Raw genomic sequence first — 17,553 nt, 5'->3', positions numbered from 1 at the left:
CTTAGAGTGGCTTATGCTACTGAACAATCAGTAGGTCACCTTCGGTTCCTGCTTTTTCGCCAGCGCGTCCAGCAGGCGATCGTGAATGCCGCCAAAACCGCCGTTGCTCATCACCAGAATGTGGTCGCCCGGCTGTGCGGTTTTCACCACCATGTCCACCAGCGTGTCGAGATCCGCGCTCCAGTGCGCCGGCTGCACACAGGCATCAGCCACTTCCGCTACCTGCCATGGAATGTGATGCGGCTGGAACAGGAACACTTCGTCGGCGCGGCCGAGCGAAGGCGCCAGATCGTTTTTGCTGATGCCCATTTTCATGGTGTTGGATCGCGGTTCCAGCACCGCCAGAATGCGCGCCGTGCCGCCGACCTTGCCGCGCAACGCGGCCAGGGTGGCCAGGATCGCGGTCGGGTGGTGCGCGAAGTCGTCGTAAACCGTGACGCCGTTGGCTTCGCCACGCAGCTCCAGGCGGCGGCGGGCGTTGATGAAATCGCCCAACGCGCGGCAGGCGTCCGCCGGCTGCACGCCAACGTGGCGAGTCGCGGCGATGGCCATCAGGCCGTTATGCATGTTGTGCTCGCCCACCAGCGCCCAGTTCACTTCGCCAACCTGCTCGCCGTCGAGGAACACCGCGTAATGACTGGCGTCCGGCGTCAGCTTCTGCGCACGCCAGGTACCCTCTTCGCCCACCAGCTCCTGTTCGCTCCAGCAGCCCATCGCCATCACCTGCTTCAGGTGGCTGTCGTTGTCCGGCAGGATGATCTTGCCTTTGCCCGGCACCAGGCGCACCAAGTGGTGGAACTGTTTCTGGATGGCTTTCAGATCGTCGAAGATATCGGCGTGGTCGAACTCCAGGTTGTTCATGATCAGCGTGCGCGGGCTGTAGTGCACGAACTTGGAGCGCTTGTCGAAGAACGCGCAGTCATACTCGTCGGCCTCGATCACGAAGAACGGGCTGCCGCCGAGGCGCGCCGAGACGTCGAAGTTGCCCGGCACGCCGCCGATGACGAAGCCCGGCTGGTAGCCGCAGGCTTCGAGGATCCAGGTCGCCATGCCGGCGGTGGTAGTTTTACCGTGGGTACCGGCGACCGCCAGTACCCAGCGATCGCGCAACACGGCGTCGTGCAGCCACTGCGGGCCGGAAACGTAAGGGATGCCACGCTCCAGCACCGCCTCCACGCACGGGTTGCCGCGCGTCATGGCGTTGCCGATGATCACCAGATCCGGCGCCGGATCCAACTGGGCTGGATCATAACCCTGAATAAGATCGATCCCCTGGTTCTCCAGCAGCGTGCTCATCGGCGGATAGACGTTGGCGTCCGAACCGGTGACGTCATGCCCCAGTGAACGCGCCAGCATCGCCAACCCGCCCATAAAGGTGCCACAGATCCCAAGAATGTGAATGCGCATAGGTTTCTCATGTGAGTGCATCGAATGTCGGCATATTCTAACGCTCAGAATCGTCCAGAAGAAATGGATTTGCCTATGAATGGCGCGCATCTTTGGGCTACACTGCTCGCGAAAACGTTGGCGGTTTGTTAACAGGCCGCTATCCATCCGTAGATTCAGGGATTGTGTCATGAAAACGTTAGGCGAATTTATCGTCGAGAAACAGCACGACTTCTCGCACGCCACCGGCGAGCTGACCGCGTTACTTTCTGCCATTAAACTGGGCGCCAAAATCATCCACCGCGACATCAACAAGGCTGGCCTGGTTGATATTCTGGGGACCAGCGGGGTGTCCAACGTACAGGGCGAAGTTCAGATGAAACTGGACCTGTACGCGAACGAAAAACTGAAAGCGGCGTTGAAAGCGCGTGGTGAAGTTGCGGGTATCGCTTCCGAAGAAGAAGATGAAATCGTGATATTCGACGGCGAGCGTGCTGAAAATGCCAAGTATGTCGTATTGATGGATCCGTTGGACGGTTCGTCCAACATCGATGTCAACGTCTCGGTCGGTACGATTTTCTCTATCTACCGCCGCATCACGCCGGTCGGCACACCGGTGACCGAAGAAGACTTCCTGCAGCCGGGCAGCGCCCAGGTCGCAGCGGGTTACGTGGTTTACGGTTCGTCCACCATGCTGGTGTACACCACTGGTTACGGTGTCCACGCCTTTACTTACGACCCGTCTCTGGGCGTGTTCTGCCTCTCCCACGAGAAAGTACGCTTCCCGGCGAGCGGCAACATGTATTCCATCAACGAAGGCAACTACATCAAGTTCCCTCTCGGCGTGAAGAAATACATCAAGTACTGCCAAGAGCAGGATGAAGCGACGCAGCGCCCTTACACCTCGCGCTACATCGGTTCTCTGGTGGCGGACTTCCACCGCAACCTGCTGAAAGGCGGCATCTACATCTACCCAAGCACCGCCAGCCATCCGCAAGGCAAGCTGCGCCTGCTGTACGAATGCAACCCGATGGCGTTTCTGGCCGAACAGGCCGGCGGTAAAGCCAGCGACGGCAAAAACCGCATTCTGGACATCACGCCGGTGAAACTGCACCAGCGCGCGCCATTCTTCGTCGGCACCAAGTCGATGGTAGAAGACGCAGAACGCTTCATCGCCGAAAACCCGGACGAGTAACGCGTTTCTGGCAAGGGTTCGGCACCGCGCCGAACCCTTATCGCCTTACAGCTTGAACGCCGCCATGCTCTGCGCCAGCAGCTGAGCCTGATCTTCCAGCGAGCGCGTTGCCGCCGCAGACTCTTCCACCAGCGCCGCATTCTGCTGCGCCACCTGATCCATCTGCGCCACCGCCAGGTTTACCTGTTCGATACCGCTGCTTTGTTCGCGCGTCGCCGCCGAGATCTCACGCATCAACGCCGTCACCCGGCCCACTTCACCGGTGATGCCGCTCATGGTCTGCGCGGCCGACTCCACCATCTGTTCGCCTTCCTGCACCCGGTTCTGCGACGCTTCAATCAGCCCTTTAATCTCTTTCGCCGACTGGGCGCTACGCTGCGCCAGACTGCGCACTTCACCGGCCACCACCGCGAAACCGCGGCCTTGCTCGCCGGCACGCGCCGCTTCCACCGCCGCGTTCAGCGCCAGGATATTGGTCTGGAAGGCGATGCCGTCCATCACGCTGATGATGTCGGCGATGCGGCGCGAACTGTCGGTGATCGCCTGCATCTTGCTCATCACCTGGCTGACCACGTCACTGCCCTGGTTGGCGATATCGGACACGCTCAGCGCCAGTTGGTTGGCCTGCTCGCAGTTCTCGGCGTTCATTTTCACCGTCGAAGTCAGCTGTTCCATGCTGGCGGCGGTCTCTTCCAGCGAAGCGGCCGACTCTTCGGTACGCTGCGCCAGATGCAGGTTACCGGCCGCCAGTTCGCGTGAACCGGTGTCGATCTGGCTGCTGGCATCGCGCACTTTGCTGACCGAACTGGCCAACGCCTGCTGCATACGCTGCATCGCCCGCACCAAGCGGCCCATCTCGGTATCACCCTCACCGCGGATCTCATGGGTCAGATCGCCGCCGGCGATGTGTTCCAACTGCGCGATGGACTCGTCCAACGGGCGCAAAATGATCACGCGCAGCGCGAACCAGGCCAGCACCGCCAGCAGCACGCTGAGCAGGCCCGCCACCACGATCAACGAGATCTTGGTGCTGGCGTTGTTTTCCGCGTCATACACCTGCTTTTCGCCGAGCTTCATGGCAAAGCTGCGGAAATCGCTGAGATCCTTTTCAAACGCGATGCTCAGCGCAGAGATGCGGGTCTCCTGAATATGGTAATACTCATCGATTTTGCCGGCCTTGATGGCGGCAGCCATCGGCTTCACGCCCTGCTCGAGGTAGGCGCGATAGCTGTTTTGCAGACGATTGGAGAGTTCGCGGCCGCGATCGGTCACGGTGCCGACGCCGACAAAGCGCGCCATTTCCTTGTTTGACTGATCGAGGTAACCGTAGATGCGGCCCACGGTGGCGTCGGACACATCGATCTGGCCGATCTCCCGTTGGCGCACCGCCAACGAAGCGGCGGTTCGGGCGCGCAGCGTCAGGTTGGAGCTGTTGGCCAGCGAGCCCAGCTCTTCACCGAGGATCTGATTCAAGGTATGGATCGATCGCGATCCTTCGTTAATCGCGTTGACGCCAATAACGCTGACCATGATCAGCAACATGGTCATCAGGCTCAGCAGGGCGATCAGCCCAGCCTTCACCGTAATCTTTTTTAGCATGAGTTCTTCCCGGCTTCAGAAATTGTGAGATCAGACGTAGTAGGGGTGGCAAAACGCGGAGCCAGCTTTGCTAGCTCATTATTGTTTGTTGAAGTTATCGGCAGGCGAAGGCAAAACTTCATGCCGCGGCGGGATTAATCTGGAAATTATCCCTGCGCCGGCACACTGGGTTTTCGACGATGAAAAGGGCAGGAAATCGCAAAAGAGTCCGCTATAATAGCCGCCACTCCATTTCTGGTTTGATGATTAAAGGAAACCGACATGAGCTTGAATCTGGTCCCTGCTGGCAAAGACCTGCCGGAAGACATCTACGTAGTAATCGAAATCCCGGCCAACGCCGATCCAATCAAATACGAAATCGACAAAGAAACCGGCGCGCTGTTCGTTGACCGTTTCATGTCCACCGCGATGTTCTACCCGTGCAACTACGGCTACATCAACCACACCCTGTCTCTGGACGGTGACCCGGTTGACGTGCTGGTCCCAACCCCATACCCGCTGCAGCCGGGCTCCGTGATCCGCTGCCGTCCGGTTGGCGTACTGAAGATGACCGACGAAGCCGGTGAAGACGCCAAGCTGGTTGCGGTACCACACAGCAAGCTGACCAAAGAGTACGATCACGTGAAAGACGTGAACGACCTGCCGGAACTGCTGAAAGCCCAGATCGCTCACTTCTTCGAGCACTACAAAGATCTGGAAAAAGGCAAATGGGTGAAAGTGGAAGGCTGGGCAGACGCTGCCGCGGCTAAAGCGGAAATCATCGCCTCCTTCGAACGCGCTGCCAAGAAGTAATTCCAGCCGCCGTCCGATGAAAAAACACCGCTCATTGAGCGGTGTTTTTTTTCTTACTGTTCTTCGAGACGCTTCAGCCAGTCACCGCTGGTAATCCGCGGGTAACCGTCCACGCTGTGTTTGTACAGGTAGATCCACGCACTCCCATAAGGCGTCTGAATCAGCTCGCGCTTATAGTCCTTGGTGTTGCTTTTCAGTTCGTCCAGCTCTGCCAGAATCGATGAGTTAATACGATACACCTCGCAATGTATCGTGCCCTCTCCAGGGATCGCCGCCGGGTAATGGCCCAGATTATAAATCTGATAGCCTTCGAGCTCGTGCTCGCCGAGCCATTGGGCGTTGGTCATCCAATGGCTGTTTCCCTGTTTGCGCCGTAAACTGCCGTAGACAATTATTCGCATCGCTAAAACTCAAACTGATAGAGCAAATCTAATGCCTGGTCGAGACCAGACACCGCTTCAAGATACAACTTAGGCATCAGGCGATAACGCAACGTCAGCGTGGCCAGCGAGTCGAAAATGCCCACCCCATATTTTACTTGTAAGCCTGGGAGGACATAGCCGCTCACGACAACCTGGGAATTGTCGCCAACCCCTTGAGTGTCCAGAGCCAAATTACTCACGCCGAATGCCTCGCCGATTTTACCCACAAGTTGACCACTTTGTGCAACCCCCATGCCGATTAACATCGACGTCATGGCGTTGCCGTCGGCGCCGGAGCTGCTCAAGCCCTGGCCGCGCAGCAGATAAGACAAGGCTTCCTGTTGCGATTTGGCCGGATCGGAGAACACTTCCAGCTTCGGTGCATCCGCCAGGCCGGTCACGCGCACGCCGGCAGTCACGTCGTCCTCGGTGGATTCCGGGTTGCGGATCGCTTCAATATTGAGCAGCGGCTGATCCGGCGGGCCGGAGAACATCAGCTGCCCTTTACGCACGATCAAATCCTGACCATAAGCATGGAAGCGACCGGAAGGGATGTCAATCTGGCCGTTGAGGCCCAGCCCTTTCTTGTCCTGTACCACTTTCAAATCGCCCTTCAAGCGGGCTTTCAGGCCGAAGGCGTCCAGCCGCACGTCATTGCCGACGTGGATCATCAGGTTGCTGTTGATCGGGATCGAAGCGGTCTTCGGCTGAATCGGCTTCAGCTGATCGTCCAGCATCACCTCGTCGGAAGAGACGCCCACCGCGCTTTCCGGCAGCTCCTGCACCGTAATGCGCGCCCAAGGGATATCGACCTTGCCGTTGAGCGAGAACAGCTGCGGCGTGGCTTCGAACACCAGATCCGGCGACACGTCGATGCGGATCATCGGCGGCACCGTCACCCGCAGCTTGTCGCCCTTGGCGGCAATGCGCGCACGCCAGGCGTTGATGTCACGCCAGTCTGCATCGCCCGCCAGATTCAGCTGGCCGCGGGTGGTGCTGAGCAGCCCCTCCAGCGTCGAGGTCATGCCGTTGAAATTCACCGCCAGCCGCGCGTCGGTCATATCGAACGGCATCCAGTGCCCCTGCACCTTCGCCCGATCCAACGCCAGACGCCCGAACACCAGCGGCTTCTGCGCGCTGCCGCCCAGACGCAGGTTGGCATTCAGCATGCCCGCTGCACTTTCGCCCTTCATCAGCGCCGGGTTGATCAGCGCCAGCGAGATGTTGGTGATATTGACGTTGCCGCTGATGGTGCGCCGCACCTGCGGATCCACCACCTGGATATTGCCGTCAAACTGGCCGTTGTTGGTCAGTTTGATCCGCCAGTCGGCCTGCGCGCGGCCGTTGTTCAGGCCGGCGTTGAGGGTCAGCGTATCGAAAGCGATAGGCAGCGCGTTGCCCTGCACCTGCTGTACCACCTTGACGCCGTTGCCGGCCAGCGTGACTTTCGCCTCCGGCAGCGCGCCGCCCGGTTTCCAGCTGACGTCGGCCCGGCCGGTGAACACGCCGCTCAGGGCGGTTTCCGGGCCGAGAAACGGCTTGATCATCGCCAGGTCGAACCGATTGAGCACCACGCTAGCCTGGCCGCTCTGGCCGGCTTCAATGGTCTTCGGCACGCACAGCTCGGCGTTCGGGTTCTGCCAACAGTGCGGCCCGATGCTGATTTTCTGCGCGGTGTTCAGGTAATCCAGCGCGATGGCGCGCGTCAGGCGCCACTCCCCTACCGGCGTATCGAAGCGGGTATTGTTCAGATTGCCGCGCCAGCGCTGCTGCTGACGATCGAAGCTGCCCTGCAGCGCCAGCTGGCCGGAGACCGGTTTGCCGTCGATCTTCAACTGCAGCTGATGCTGCTTCTCGCTGCCTTTGGCGTCGAGGGTCAGCAGGCTGACTTCCAGCGCGTCCTGCTTCAGCTGCTCGACGCGTACCGCCAACTGCCCCTGGATCTGATCCGTGGAGCGCACGTCGCCGTCTATTTTCACGCGGTTGATGCGCAGCGCCTGCCACTGCAAGCCGGAGGCGGTCAAATCCGCCAGCAGCTGCGGCGCCTGCAGATTGCCGCGCAGTTTCAACAGCCCTTTGGCGGTGCCGCCCAGGCCCGGCAGCGCGCCGTCCAGACGCGGCGCGTCGATGTTGGCGTCCAGGTTCCAGCTTTTCTCATCCAGCTGCCCTTTGACGTTCAGCTGGTTGCGCCCCAGCGTCAGATCGATGCCGGGGATTTTCCACTGCCCGGCGGCGTTGCCGCTCAGCGTACCGCGCGCCGTGACCTTGTTCTGCTTCACGTTGCCGTCCAGCTGCAGCACCGGCACCTGCAGCTGCCAGCTGCCGCCGTGCAGGCTGCCGCGCGTGGTGATCTTGCCATCCAGCTTCGCCGGCCATTCCGGCCACTGCTTGGCGGTATTGATGCCGCTCAGCGTCAATTGCGAGTTCCAGCTGATGGCCTTGCTCCAGTCCACCAGCGCAGTGAGATCGGTATTGCCCTGCAGCGCCGCCAGCCGCAGGCGCTCCAGCTTGAACTGCTCAACGTTGCCTTTGCCGTCCAGCGTCAGCACCGCCGGCGGCAGATCCTGGCCTTTCAGATTGGCGCGTGTCGACAGCGCATAGTCGGTCGCCTTGCCGTTAAAGCGCAGGCGAAAATCGTTGACCTGGTACTGCGCCTCGCCGCTCAGCGGCCATTTCAGCTGTTTGCTCTGCAACGTCAGCGCCAGCGGCAGGCCGGCTTCGGCCAGCCGGGTTTGCACATCGAGCTGGGCGCCGACCGGGCCGGACAGGTTCAGCGCGACCTTCAGCTCATCACGCAGCCCGCCACCGATGTTCAGCTTCACCTTCTCGCCCTTCAGCGGTTCGATGTTCAGCGCGCTGTTGGCGGTCAGGGCCACCGGCCAGTCGCCGGTCAGGGTCGCCTGCCCCTGCACCGACAGCGTGCCCTGCGGCGACTTCACGTCGAAGTTGTCCAGTTGGATATGCTGATCCTGCGTGCTGGCCTGCAGCAACAGACTCGTGATCAGCACGTCGGTATCGCCGGTCAAGCGCAGCTGTTCGCCGCTGATCTCTTTGACGGTGATATCCAGCGGCAGGCGGATGTCCGGCAGATCCGGCAACAGCGGTTTGGCGAACAGTTCCTTCAGCGTTTCGCCGAGCGGCTTCTCTTCCGGCTGCGGCGCCGGTTTCGCCGCGTCGGTAACCTGTTCACCGACCTTTTTCGCTACCTCAACCGCCGGTTGCACCGCTTCCGGCAACGGATTTTGCGGCGTTTTCGGCAAGGCGATCAGCAACGAGCCGATCTTGGTTGGCATCAGCGTCAGCGCGCGCTCTTGCCACTGTGCGCCGGTGCGGAACTCGGCCAGAGAAATGGCGGTGTCGTCGACGGTGACCTTGATGTTGTTCAGCGCCAACAGGCGCAGGGTGATCGGATAAGGGGTGCTGAGATTGGTGGTCGGCTCACTGCTCTCCTCCACCGGCGTGGAGGGCGCCATCTCTTTGGTGTTCACCGCCACGTCCACGTCCTGAGCGGTCAAGGCGTTGACGCACAGCGAGCTGCGTTTAAAGCAGGAGAGATCGAGGGACAGATGGAATTGCCCAGCGTTGACCGTCACGCCCGGCATCTGATACTTCACGCCCTTCAGCGTCAGATCGCGCCAGCCGCCGCTGACGCCGGCGATCTCCAGCCCCGGCACCCAGCGCGCCGCGCCGTTGATGACCATATGCAAACCGGTGGTAGTGCCCACCAGAAAGGCCAGCCCGCCGATCAGCAACAGCAGGACGACCAGAAATCCGAGACAAATCTTTTTAACCAGGCTCATAGTTCAGGCCCCAAACCGATGTAGAACTGCATCCCGTGAGTGTCCTTGTCTCCCACGGGCGCGGCGATATCCAACTTCACCGGCCCCACCGGCGACTGCCAGCGCACGCCGACACCGGCGCCGGTCTTGAAGTTGCTTTTCTTGATATCGTTCACCGCTTCACCGGAATCGACGAACATCGCCCCCCACCATTTGCCGGTCACGTTGTATTGATACTCCAGCGAGCCGGTCAGCATCTTGGAGGCGCCGGTCAGCTTGCCATCGTCGCCGCGCGGCGAAATGTCTTTGTACTTGTAGCCGCGAATGCTGCGGTCACCGCCGGCGAAGAAGCGCAAATCCGGCGGCACCTTGTCGAAGTCGTTGGTTTCTATCCATCCCACCTGCCCGCGCGCCACGAAACGATGCTTGTCGGCGAGCGTGCGGATCCAGACGTTTTGCGCCTGCATCAGCGCGAAGTCCACGCCGGAGCCCCAGGTGGTGTCGGACACGTCGATGGAGTAGCGTTGGCTGTCGCCCCAGGTCGGCATCAGGCCACCACGTGAGCGGGTGCGGTTGAAGCTGACGCCGGGGTATAACAGCATGGTAGTGTTGCTGACGTTGCCCTGGGTAAAGTTATCCCAGCGCCAGGTCAGGTTGATCGCCCGCTGCCAGCCGCTGGAGAGATCCCAGTTGCGTGAGGCCACCACTTTGGAGGTCACGGATTTGGTGTCGTTAAGATCGACGTTCTTGAGCCCGCCCTGCAGCAGGTAATACTGCTCCAGCGGATTCTTCAGCAGCGGGATCTTATAGGTCAGATCCAGTTGCTGCTCCGGCGCCGACACGCTGGCGCTGGTTTCCAGGCTGTGGCCGCGATCGTTGAGCCAGGGCTTTTTCCAGGTGCCTTTCACCCGCGGACCGACGTCGGTGGAGTAACCGATACCGGTTTCGATGGTATTGCGCGTACGCGGCGTTACCAGCGCGTCCAACGGCAAAATCTTGTTCTCTTTGGCATCGTTGAAATCAGGGGACACCACCACCGAGTTGAACCAGTTGGTAGCGGACAAACGGCGGTTCAGCTCGGCCAAATCCTCCGAACTGTAGTAATCCCCCTGATGAAAGGGCACCAGATTTTGCAGATAGTCTTCGCGGATTTGCGAACCGGTGAATTTCACCTTGCCGAAGCGGTAACGTTCGCCGCTGTTGAAATCGATGTCCCAAAACGCCTTGTGCAGATCTTCGGCCACGCCGAGCTGGCTTTTGGTCATGTCGGCGTCGAAATAGCCTTTGCGCAGCGCCAGGCCGGTGAGCGAGCCTTTGAAACTGTCATACTTGCCGTGGTTGAGGATCTCGCCGATGGTCGGCCGCCCCTTCTTTACCAGCGTCAGGTAGTCTTCATCGGTCTTCGCGCCGCCCTCCAGCACGATATTGGCGCCGGCGATACGCACCGGCTCGCCCGGATTGACCTTGGCATGCAGCACCGGGCGCGACATTCCCGGTCGGTCGTCCAGCGTAAACTCGATGGTCGGCTGGTAATAGCCGAGCGCACGCAGCCCCTGGCGCACCGCCTCATCCACCCGCGCGCGGAAGCGGCCGTCGGTGCCGACCTCTTCAGGCGTGATCGACGACAGGCGCACCCGGACGTTTTTTTCCAACTCTCCGCTTAACCCCTCCACCTGCAGCCGCACGTTCGCCGCATAGGCCGCAGGTGCCGCAAGCAACACAGATATCAAGCACATGACCGGGTACTTTGGCACGTGTTCTCCTTATTGATTTTACTTTCCTGTTATGGTGTTTGCTCCGGGGCCAGGGCAGACTCCGCGCTATCATGACGGCAGCCCTCTTCAACCTTATTCCGGACGCCGCCCGCCGCGCTTTGCCACCGCCGCGCAACAGGCGAATTCTTCACTTTTGGCGCTCAAAATACTGCGTTAAGCTTATACAAAATCCAACTTGCCACTTATTGTGGGCAAAGACGCGGTGAGATACAACCGAACCGCCGCCATGTAGGGTCAATTCTTACTGTGACAACAGGAGTCAACCGTGGTGCCATTTTTTGATAAATCACAAACCGTCGATAAGGCAAGCGCGCTGCCTGGCCGCACCACGCCAATGCCTGTCGCAACGCTCAACGTGGTCACCGAACACTCGATGACCCAGGTGCCGGCAGGCATGGAAGTGGCGATCTTCGCCATGGGCTGTTTCTGGGGCGTTGAGCGTCTGTTCTGGCAGCAGCCGGGCGTCTACAGCACCGCCGCCGGCTACAGCGGCGGCTATACGCCGAACCCGACCTACCGCGAAGTGTGCAGCGGCCAGACCGGCCACGCCGAAGTGGTGCGCGTGGTGTTCGATCCGCAGGTCGTCAGCTACAAACAGCTGCTGCAGGTATTCTGGGAAAATCACGATCCGGCGCAGGGCATGCGCCAGGGCGGCGACGTCGGCACTCAGTACCGCTCGGCGATTTATACGCTGAGCCCAGAGCAGCAGGCCGAGGCGGAAAGCAGCCTGCAACGCTTCCAGCAGGCGATGGACGCGGCGGGCGACAAGCGCGTCATCACCACCGAGATCGCGCCGGCGCTGCCGTTCTATTATGCGGAAGACGATCATCAGCAGTACCTGTTCAAAAACCCGGAAGGCTACTGCGGGCTGGGCGGCATCGGCGTTTGCCTGCCGCCGCAGGGCTGATTTGATGCCGGCCGGCGGCACTTTTTTAACCGCTGGCGGCCCCTGTGGGGCAACTGCTATACTATGCGGGCCGCTTCTGCGGCCCGATAGCTTCCCTTCTGGTTGTTATCGCTGCTTTTTTTACTATGTACTACCCTTCCTCAAGAGCGCCGTCATCCCGTCGGCACGTATGGATAGATTATGTTAAACAGTATTTTACTGATTCTTTTTCTGATCGCGGTGAGTGCGTTCTTCTCACTGTCGGAAATCTCTCTGGCCGCCTCGCGCAAGATCAAACTGAAGCTGATGGCCGACGAAGGTAACGTCAACGCCGCCAGAGTGCTCAAGCTGCAAGAAACCCCAGGCATCTTCTTCACCGTGGTGCAGATCGGCCTGAACGCCGTGGCCATCCTCGGCGGTATCGTCGGCGACGCGGCTTTCTCTCCCACCTTCAAGGTGTTGTTCGATCGCTTCCTGTCGCCTGAACTGGCAGAACAGGTCAGCTTCATCTGCTCCTTCGTGCTGGTGACCAGCCTGTTTATCCTGTTCGCCGATTTGACCCCGAAGCGCATCGGTATGATTGCACCAGAGACGGTCGCCGTCCGGATCATCAACCCGATGCGTTTCTCCATCATGATCTTCCGCCCGCTGGTGTGGTTCTTCAACGGCATGGCCAACCTGATCTTCCGCATGTTCAAGCTGCCGATGGTGCGTAAGGACGATATCACCTCCGATGACATCTACGCGGTGGTGGAAGCCGGCGCCCTGGCGGGCGTGCTGCGCAAGCAGGAGCACGAGCTGATTGAAAACGTGTTCGAGCTGGAATCGCGCACCGTGCCGTCTTCGATGACCTCACGCGAAAGCGTGGTGTACTTCGATCTGCGCGAAAGCGAAGAGAGCATCAAGGAGAAGGTCTCGACCCATCCGCACTCCAAGTTCCTGGTGTGCGACGGCCATATCGATCAGGTGGTGGGTTACGTCGATTCCAAAGACCTGCTGAACCGCGTGCTGGGCAACCAGAGCCTGGTGCTGAGCAGCGGCGTGCAGATCCGCTCGGCGCTGATCGTGCCGGATACGCTGACGCTGTCCGAAGCGCTGGAAAGCTTCAAAACCGCCGGCGAAGACTTCGCGGTGATCCTCAATGAATATGCGTTGGTGGTGGGCATCATCACCCTTAACGACGTGATGACCACGCTGATGGGCGATCTGGTCGGCCAGGGCCAGGAAGAACAGATCGTGGCGCGCGACGAAAGCTCATGGTTGATTGAAGGCGGCACGCCGATCGACGACGTGATGCGCGTGCTGGACATCGACGAATTCCCGCAGGCGGGCAACTACGAGACCATCGGCGGCTTTATGATGTATATGCTGCGCAAGATCCCGAAACGCACCGACTTCGTCAAATACGCCGGCTACAAGTTCGAGGTGGTGGATATCGACAGCTACAAGATAGACCAGCTGCTGGTCACCCGGCTGAGCGACAAACCGGCGGCGGTGCTGCCGAAAGCGCCAGACGACACCCCGGCGGCCTGACGGCGCGAAGGACAGAAACATCAGCGGCCCCATCGGGGCCGCATTTTTTTACCGCTGTCAGCGAGGTGTTCACCCCATCTCGGTCTGCAACAGCAGCACCTGACGGTTCACTTCAGACATCACGCTGAAATGGCGCTTGTCGCGAATCTTCGGCGGCAGGATTTTCCCTTCGTCGAATTCAAATGCGCCTACGTCCTTGATATACAGCCTTCCACGAAACAGGGTCTTAACGTACTTTGCCACTTTCAAAGGGTTATAACGCTGGAAGATTCTCATTCTTTTACGCTCCTCCCGTTGATCCATGCGCTCAGCGAGCCGCCAAAGGTGGCAGCCTCGAAATTCAGAACGCAACTTGATTGCATGTAGTAGACCCAGTAAAGACCAGAACGTTCACTTCTGCCTGGTTATCTACGCTGGATTTACACTTTTTGACAGAATTGTATATGATAATTTATAACGTTTTCAGGATATCCCTTCAAAATCTGATGATTAGCGAACCAAGGGAAAATCTGCGATCCGGTTAACAGGACAGACCTCTTATCACATCCTATGCTTTAGGCTGTCGAAGTGCTGTCGCACAAATTCCCCCCATTACAAGGAGAAAGCATGAAAACAAGTCGCATGCTGATGGTATCCCTGCTGCTCGCCCCACTTTTCGCTTCCGCGCACAACTTCCAGCTCCAGCAGCGCGTAGCGCCGGTTGGCGTCAGCGACAAAGGAGAGCTCAACTACGCTGACGGTAATTTTAGCTACCAAAACTGGAACAGCGCGCAGCTCAGTGGAAAAGTGCGAGTGATACAACATATTGCCGGCCGCAGCTCCGCCAAAGACATGAACGACCCACTGATTGAAGCGATCAAGAAAGCGAAGCTACCACACGATCGTTACCAAACGACGACAATCGTCAACACCGACGATGCCCTGATGGGCACCGCGATGTTCGTGCGCAGCAGCATTGAAGACAGCAAGAAGGAGTTCCCGTGGTCGCAGTTTATCGTCGACAGCGACGGTAACGTGCGCAAGGCCTGGGATTTGCAGCCGAAAGGCTCAGCCATCGTGGTGCTGGATAAGCAAGGGCGCATTCAGTTTGCTAAAGACGGCGCGCTGACGCCGGAAGAGGTGCAGCAGGTGATATCCAAACTGCACCAGCTGTTGGCGAACTAACTCAGAACAGCGACACCCGGAAGCCGGGGTTGAGGAAAGATTCACGCGGGGTATAGAGCAACGGCTTGCCCTGCCAATCGTGAATTTGCGCCCCGGCAGCCACCGCCACCGCATGCCCTGCGGCGGTATCCCAAATGTTGGTCGGCCCAAAGCGCGGATAAAGCTGCGCCTTGCCTTCCGCCACCAGGCAAAACTTCAGCGAGGAACCGACGGACACGGTCTGGTGCTCGCCCAGTTGCTGAAGGTAATCTTTCAGCTCGTCGTCGATATGCGAGCGGCTCACCACCACCAGCGGCGGATGCGCGTTGCTGACGCCGATCGCCTGCCGCACGCCCTTCTCTTCTTTCCAGGCCTTGCCGCGCTCCGCCAGATACAACACGTCGATCGCCGGGGCATACACCACGCCCATCACCGCCTGCCCGTCTTCAATCAGGGCGATATTGACCGTGAACTCGCCGTTGCGGTGCAAAAACTCTTTGGTGCCGTCCAACGGATCGACCAACCAGTAGCGCGTCCAGTTGCGGCGCTCTTCCCACGCCGGCGGATCCTCTTCCGACAGCAGCGGCACCTCCGGCGTCAGGGCCGCCAGGCCGCGCTTGATGATGTGATGCGCCGCCAGATCGGCCGCCGTCACCGGTGAGTCATCTTTTTTCTGTGCGACATCAAGCGGTTGTTCACCGTCGTACACCGCCATGATCGCCGCCCCCGCCTCGCGGGACAGTTGGCAAATTCGCTCTAACATCATGCACCTCAACTCTGCATCTCCGTGGGAAATTTCCCTCTGTCTCTGCTAGCAGACTAGTTTTTTTTACGCCGAATATCCATCTCAACCGGCTAAGCCACGGGAAATCCTCAGATCTTGTTGGGCACAACTGTGAACTTCCCCGCGTTACCTGCTCCCGTTTTCTGCCACACTTCACAGTTTACTGTGGCAAGCAGTGTTAATTACATTTCCTTCTGCGATAACACTCGAATAATGGAATGGAGAGAACCCCAAATGATGAAGCATCCACTGACGCTGTCCGCGCTTGCGCTGCTGGTGTGCGCCTCGGCGCAGGCGGCGACCGTCGATCTGCGCGTGCTGGAAACCACCGATCTGCACAGCAACATGATGGACTTCGATTACTACAAGGACACGCCGACCGACAAATTCGGCCTGGTGCGCACCGCCAGCCTGATCCAACAGGCGCGCCAGCAGGCCGCCAACGCGGTGTTGGTGGACAACGGCGACATCATTCAGGGCAGCCCGCTCGGCGACTACATGGCGGCCAAGGGGCTGAAACCGGGTGACGTGCACCCGGTCTATAAGGCGATGAACACGCTGGACTATGTGGTCGGCAACATCGGCAACCATGAGTTCAACTACGGGCTGGACTATCTGAAGAACGCCATCGCCGGCGCCAAATTCCCGTACATCAACGCCAACGTCATCGACGCCAAAACGCAAAAACCGCTGTTCACGCCGTACATCATCGTCGATACGCCGGTGAAAGACCGCGACGGCAAGGCGCATACGCTGCGCATCGGCTATATCGGCTTCGTGCCGCCGCAGATCCTGGTGTGGGACAAAGCCAACCTGCAGGGCAAAGTGACGGTGGACGACATCACCGCCACCGCCAAGCGCTACGTGCCGCAAATGCGTAAACAGGGCGCCGATCTGGTGGTGGCGATCCCGCATTCCGGGCTGTCCAGCGAGCCTTACAAGGCAATGGCGGAGAACTCAGTCTACTACCTCAGCCAGGTGCCGGGCATCGACGCCATCATGTTCGGTCACGCCCATGCGGTGTTCCCGAGCAAAGACTTCGCCAACATCAAAGGCGCGGATATCGACAAAGGCCTGCTGAACGGCGTACCGGCGGTGATGCCGGGCCAATGGGGCGATCATCTCGGCGTGGTCGATCTGCAGCTCAACAACGATAACGGCAGTTGGAAAGTGACCGCCGCCAAAGCGGAAGCACGGCCGATCTACGATAAAGAGAACAAGACATCGCTGGCGGCGGAAGATGCCGCGCTGGTGAAGGTGTTGGCGGACGATCACAAAGGCACGCGCGAGTTCGTCAGCCAGCCGATCGGTAAATCCGACGGCAACATGTACAGCTACCTGGCGCTGGTGCAGGACGATCCGACGGTGCAGATCGTCAACAATGCGCAGAAGGCCTACGTCGAACATTACATCCAGGGCGATCCGGACCTGGCCGATCTGCCGGTGCTGTCGGCGGCGGCGCCGTTCAAGGTCGGCGGCCGCAAGAACGATCCCGCCAGCTTCGTCGAAGTGGAAAAAGGCCAGCTCACCTTCCGCAACGCCGCCGATCTCTATCTCTACCCCAATACGCTGGTGGTGGTGAAGGCCAGCGGCAAAGAGGTGAAAGAGTGGCTGGAGTGCTCCGCCGGCCAGTTCAACCAGATCGACGTCAACAGCGCCAAGCCGCAGGGCTTGATCAACTGGGACGGCTTCCGCACCTATAACTTCGACGTGATCGACGGCGTCAACTACCAGATCGACGTCAGCCAGCCGGCGCGTTACGACGGCGAATGCCAGCTGATCAACGAGAAGGCGGAGCGTATCAAACAGCTGACCTTTAACGGCAAGCCTATCGATCCGAACGCCACCTTCCTGGTTGCCACCAACAACTATCGCGCCTACGGCGGCAAGTTTGCCGGCACCGGCGACAAACATATCGCCTTCGCTTCGCCGGATGAAAACCGCTCGGTGCTGGCGACCTACATCAGCGCCGAAACCCAGCGGCATGGCGCGGTGCGTCCGCAGGCGGACAACAATTGGCGTTTGGCTAACTTCAGCAGCAAGCAGCCGCTGGATATTCGCTTCGAGACCTCGCCTTCGGACAACGCGACGGCGTTTATCAAAGAGCACGCCCAATACCCGATGACCGCCGAAGGCAATGACCGTATCGGTTTCGCGGTCTATCGCATCGATTTAAGCGCGAAATAATCACCAGGCCGGGGCACTCCCCCGGCCATCACCTCTATTTTCCCGCTGGCGCGCCCTTTAAATTGCATTTAA

Annotated in this window: 13 protein-coding genes; 6 read left to right on the top strand and 7 right to left on the bottom strand. The window is 59.5% G+C overall.

Features of this window, described 5'->3' with window-relative positions; translation table 11 throughout:
* Window positions 1-27 precede the first annotated feature (27 nt).
* Window positions 28-1,407: a UDP-N-acetylmuramate:L-alanyl-gamma-D-glutamyl-meso-diaminopimelate ligase gene (gene mpl / locus ACJ8IL_RS13610; protein WP_033636810.1), complete on the bottom strand. Its 1,380-nt coding sequence runs from the start codon at window positions 1,405-1,407 to the stop codon at window positions 28-30.
* Window positions 1,408-1,576: 169 nt separating this feature from the next.
* On the opposite strand from mpl, the gene fbp reads away from it, so the two are divergent.
* Window positions 1,577-2,581 (top strand): class 1 fructose-bisphosphatase, encoded by a 1,005-nt coding sequence (gene fbp / locus ACJ8IL_RS13605; protein ID WP_004933587.1) that lies wholly within the window; start codon window positions 1,577-1,579, stop codon window positions 2,579-2,581.
* Between the two features lie 45 nt (window positions 2,582-2,626).
* Here the strand turns inward: fbp and ACJ8IL_RS13600 are convergent, their stop codons facing one another.
* Window positions 2,627-4,180: a methyl-accepting chemotaxis protein gene (locus ACJ8IL_RS13600; protein ID WP_025305040.1), complete on the bottom strand. Its 1,554-nt coding sequence runs from the start codon at window positions 4,178-4,180 to the stop codon at window positions 2,627-2,629.
* A gap of 261 nt (window positions 4,181-4,441) precedes the next feature.
* Here ACJ8IL_RS13600 and ppa point away from each other — a divergent pair, with 261 nt between their 5' ends.
* A complete protein-coding gene (ppa, locus tag ACJ8IL_RS13595; RefSeq protein WP_004933594.1) occupies window positions 4,442-4,972 on the top strand; it encodes an inorganic diphosphatase in 531 nt (176 codons plus the stop codon).
* 53 nt (window positions 4,973-5,025) lie between these two features.
* On the opposite strand, the gene ACJ8IL_RS13590 is transcribed toward ppa, so the two are convergent.
* From ACJ8IL_RS13590 to tamA, 3 genes are read right to left on the bottom strand one after another with little or no spacing between them, the layout of a single operon-like run.
* A complete protein-coding gene (locus ACJ8IL_RS13590; protein WP_025159589.1) occupies window positions 5,026-5,373 on the bottom strand; it encodes a gamma-glutamylcyclotransferase family protein in 348 nt (115 codons plus the stop codon).
* Window positions 5,374-5,375: 2 nt separating this feature from the next.
* Window positions 5,376-9,194: an autotransporter assembly complex protein TamB gene (tamB, locus tag ACJ8IL_RS13585; protein WP_060433988.1), complete on the bottom strand. Its 3,819-nt coding sequence runs from the start codon at window positions 9,192-9,194 to the stop codon at window positions 5,376-5,378.
* Complete coding sequence (gene tamA, locus ACJ8IL_RS13580) at window positions 9,191-10,909, bottom strand: autotransporter assembly complex protein TamA (protein ID WP_169540592.1); 1,719 nt, start codon at window positions 10,907-10,909, stop codon at window positions 9,191-9,193. Before tamA ends, tamB begins: the two co-directional genes overlap by 4 nt.
* A gap of 304 nt (window positions 10,910-11,213) precedes the next feature.
* Here tamA and msrA point away from each other — a divergent pair, with 304 nt between their 5' ends.
* Together msrA and ACJ8IL_RS13570 are read left to right on the top strand one after the other, a co-directional pair.
* Window positions 11,214-11,855 carry a peptide-methionine (S)-S-oxide reductase MsrA gene (gene msrA / locus ACJ8IL_RS13575; RefSeq protein ID WP_043139288.1) on the top strand — a complete coding sequence of 214 codons (642 nt, stop codon included), beginning with the start codon at window positions 11,214-11,216 and terminating at the stop codon, window positions 11,853-11,855.
* A gap of 180 nt (window positions 11,856-12,035) precedes the next feature.
* Entirely contained in the window at window positions 12,036-13,367 is a 1,332-nt protein-coding gene (locus tag ACJ8IL_RS13570) for a hemolysin family protein (RefSeq protein ID WP_004933603.1), read from the top strand.
* 69 nt (window positions 13,368-13,436) lie between these two features.
* On the opposite strand, the gene ACJ8IL_RS13565 is transcribed toward ACJ8IL_RS13570, so the two are convergent.
* Window positions 13,437-13,643, bottom strand: a complete 207-nt coding sequence (locus tag ACJ8IL_RS13565) for a DUF1107 domain-containing protein (RefSeq protein WP_004933604.1) — start codon at window positions 13,641-13,643, stop codon at window positions 13,437-13,439.
* 330 nt (window positions 13,644-13,973) lie between these two features.
* On the opposite strand from ACJ8IL_RS13565, the gene ACJ8IL_RS13560 reads away from it, so the two are divergent.
* Window positions 13,974-14,531 (top strand): YtfJ family protein, encoded by a 558-nt coding sequence (locus tag ACJ8IL_RS13560; RefSeq protein WP_025305036.1) that lies wholly within the window; start codon window positions 13,974-13,976, stop codon window positions 14,529-14,531.
* A gap of 1 nt (window position 14,532) precedes the next feature.
* Here the strand turns inward: ACJ8IL_RS13560 and cysQ are convergent, their stop codons facing one another.
* Window positions 14,533-15,273: a 3'(2'),5'-bisphosphate nucleotidase CysQ gene (gene cysQ / locus ACJ8IL_RS13555; protein WP_033644177.1), complete on the bottom strand. Its 741-nt coding sequence runs from the start codon at window positions 15,271-15,273 to the stop codon at window positions 14,533-14,535.
* 255 nt (window positions 15,274-15,528) lie between these two features.
* Here cysQ and ACJ8IL_RS13550 point away from each other — a divergent pair, with 255 nt between their 5' ends.
* Complete coding sequence (locus tag ACJ8IL_RS13550; RefSeq protein ID WP_060433986.1) at window positions 15,529-17,481, top strand: bifunctional 2',3'-cyclic-nucleotide 2'-phosphodiesterase/3'-nucleotidase; 1,953 nt, start codon at window positions 15,529-15,531, stop codon at window positions 17,479-17,481.
* The last annotated feature ends 72 nt before the right edge of the window (window positions 17,482-17,553 follow it).

Source organism: Serratia sp. CY47444, assembly GCF_052168635.1.
Taxonomy (GTDB): Bacteria; Pseudomonadota; Gammaproteobacteria; order Enterobacterales; family Enterobacteriaceae; genus Serratia; species Serratia bockelmannii.
This window is presented reverse-complemented; position numbering and strand designations above follow the sequence as displayed.